The sequence below is a fragment of the Corynebacterium sp. c25Ua_47 genome, assembly GCF_039907205.1.
GTDB classification, from domain to species: domain Bacteria; phylum Actinomycetota; class Actinomycetes; order Mycobacteriales; family Mycobacteriaceae; genus Corynebacterium; species Corynebacterium hiratae.
Genome location: NZ_JASBOH010000024.1, coordinates 1 through 2,647 on the forward strand (window position 1 = coordinate 1; position 2,647 = coordinate 2,647).

The following is a 2,647-nucleotide window of genomic DNA, read 5'->3' on the forward strand; positions in this document are numbered from 1 at the left end:
CGTTTAGCATTTCGGATACTGCTTGTGGGTTGTGCGCCTGGTTGTAGGCAACTACGCGTTCCCAGACCTGCTCAGGATTGAGCGGATGTGTAGGTGATGGTGCTTTGGGGAAGGTATCGAAAGCCTGGCGTGGGGTGATGTGCATTTTGCCGACAAGCAGTGATTGGTGCCGTCGTCGCTCGTTGTAAACCTGGCGATATTCAGCCAGATATGCGTTGACCTCAGCAAGGCTGACTGGGTGGCGTGCATCGAGGAACTGGGTCAACGTGCGGTGAGAGCGCTCGTCTTTTCCCTGGGTTGTCGGGGCGAAACCAGCAATAGCAAGAACACCTTCACTAGCGAGCCAAGTTTCAGTAGCAGAAAGAAAACCACGGTGGTAGGTGGCGAACGCATCCCCATTGTCGGAAAGGATTTCTTGAGGTTTGCCGTAGGCGGCAAACGCTGCGGCCAGTGCAGCGCGTGCATCAGTACCGTTTTCTGGCAGAGCAAACGCTGTGGTTCCAACATCGAATCTGCTGGCATCATCGATGATCTGGTAAATCGTGACATGGGTATGGACATGGTCAAAGAGGCGATAGACCAGTCCATCGATCTGCCAGAGTTCACCGACGAGATCGCGGGCGAAGCGCTTATAAGAGCTGCGTGGCCGTTTGCGGGCATTGGCATCAACAAATCCCAGCTCCTGCAGCCACGAGGCGATTGTAGAACGCGACGGGGTGTAATCTGCGCCTACAGTGTCGAACAAGAAATAGTAGATCGACCAAGGGCCATAATCTAAGCCTTGCTCCATTAACTGTTGCCTGGCGTGGGCGACTGCGATTTTGTCGGCTTCGTTAAATTTCTTAATCGGATTCTTCGGGGCAGTCGAATCCGGCACAATGCCTGCTCGGCCCTTCTTCGCTATCCGGTGTTTGATGTTGTGGTACGTCTGCCGCGAGATTCCCAATTCTTTGCAAAACTGTGTGACCGTCTTGCCGTCACGAACGGGATCGAAATCCGCGACCTTTCTACGCTTGTGCAATGGAATAGCCATCCGGCTATTCCACCGCCGCAAACGTCCAAAAAGCCACTAGACATCCCGTCCAAAAACCTCCTGGACTCCGCGTCCAAAAAGTCCCTAGACATCACATTCTTTGGCTAAACGCGGTTTTAGGCCGAATTTCGGCTCTCGACCACGAGCTCTAGGCCACGGGCTTCGTCCTCGTTTGAGAACCAGCCGGTGGCCTTGGTCGGGCTACGCCGCAAGCGGTGGCGCGTTGGGGAAAGCGTCGGTGCTAGTCTCATTGCGTCCGCGGGTGAAATTGGATAGCCGAAAGTTTAATTGCTGGGATTCTGTAAACTCTGTGTGATTAGATTCACACGCCCCGACAGCGCTTCAAAAAGACCTTCCGGGCGTTATAGGAGCCACCGATAACGCCCGGTCGGGGCCGTTTGGAACACTGCTGCTCCGTCAGAGCCCGAAGGCTCCGCCACTGACGAGGATCACGATACCGAGGCCGATGAGAACGATGGGAAAGAGGATGCCCTCCCAGCGTTCGAGCACTTCCGCGATCGGGGGGCGGGTTGCGACGAACTTTGCCAGGGCCACCAGGACCGCAACGAGCGCGAGGAAAATAACGCAGTAGGCGACTACTGCGAGAGGTTCCACGCTGAGGAATACAGGGGTGTAGACGCCGATGTTGTCGCCACCGTTGGCAAAGGTGACGCCTGCGACTGTCCCCACGCCAACCTTCTTGCCGGCAATCTTGGCCTCGTCGTCATCGTCCTCATCGTCTCCGCGCCAGGCCTCCCATGCGGCCCAGAGGCCGAGGCCCAGCGGGATTAGACCGAAGTACGGGATGGCTGTCGAGGGCAGGAATGCTCCGGCGCCCATGGTCACTAGAACCGCGGCACCGAGGATGCCCGCGAATCCGAGGTACTGGCCGGCCAGAATGCGGGCGGTAGTGCCGCGCTGGCCTGCCCCTCGCGCGAAGAAGAGGGAGAGCACGATGATGTCGTCGATGTTGGTAGCTGCGAACAGGCCTATCGCCTGCAAGACCGAGGTGAGGATCATGCGTCCTCCCCAGCTGCGTAGCACCCGGGAAGCGAGCAGGCGGGATCGATGCACGGGGCGTCTTCGTCTACTGCCAAGGTGGCATCGACCAATGTGGTCAGCGCCTGCGCCAGGTGCGGATCGGCGATCTCGTATCGTGTCCGACGCCCCTCGGGCTCGGAGACGACAATCCCACAATCGCGCAAGCATGTCAGGTGGTTGGACACGTTCGGGCGTGTCAGGTCCAGATCTCGGGATAGTTCCGCCGGGTAGGCGGGATGGTCGAGCAGGGTCAAGATGATCCGGGATCGAGTGGGGTCGGCCAGTGCACGACCCAGGCGGTTCATCACGTCGAGACGCGAAGCAATAGTCAGCATGCGCTGAACTATACAGCGATCGCTGAACTAGTCAAGTTCCGGGTAGCGGTGCAGCTGTGTGCGCTGCTGAAGAGACAGTGAAAGTAGCAGAGATGGCGCAGATTCCGGCAAAGTTGCGAAAACAGCTGAACCACGCTCGTTTCTGATGATCGGCCCATGTGCGATTTGTGCCGCGCCGAAGGCAACCGAATTGGCTCGAAGTGGTGCTGTTGCAAAGTTGGGGCAGTAGAAAGACCGA

Annotated in this window: 4 protein-coding genes; all 4 read right to left on the bottom strand. The window is 57.8% G+C overall.

Annotated features, from left to right (window positions below):
* On the bottom strand, window positions 1–1,033 hold a 1,033-nt coding region (locus QKE52_RS13215; RefSeq protein WP_347948993.1), incomplete at its 3' end, for an integrase core domain-containing protein.
* A gap of 417 nt (window positions 1,034–1,450) precedes the next feature.
* Window positions 1,451–2,053 (bottom strand): cadmium resistance transporter, encoded by a 603-nt coding sequence (locus QKE52_RS13220; RefSeq protein ID WP_070523118.1) that lies wholly within the window; start codon window positions 2,051–2,053, stop codon window positions 1,451–1,453.
* Window positions 2,050–2,409 carry a metalloregulator ArsR/SmtB family transcription factor gene (locus QKE52_RS13225; RefSeq protein WP_070523117.1) on the bottom strand — a complete coding sequence of 120 codons (360 nt, stop codon included), beginning with the start codon at window positions 2,407–2,409 and terminating at the stop codon, window positions 2,050–2,052. The genes QKE52_RS13220 and QKE52_RS13225 overlap by 4 nt, the downstream gene beginning before the upstream one ends.
* A gap of 27 nt (window positions 2,410–2,436) precedes the next feature.
* On the bottom strand, window positions 2,437–2,647 hold a 211-nt coding region (locus QKE52_RS13230), incomplete at its 5' end, for a hypothetical protein (protein WP_347948994.1).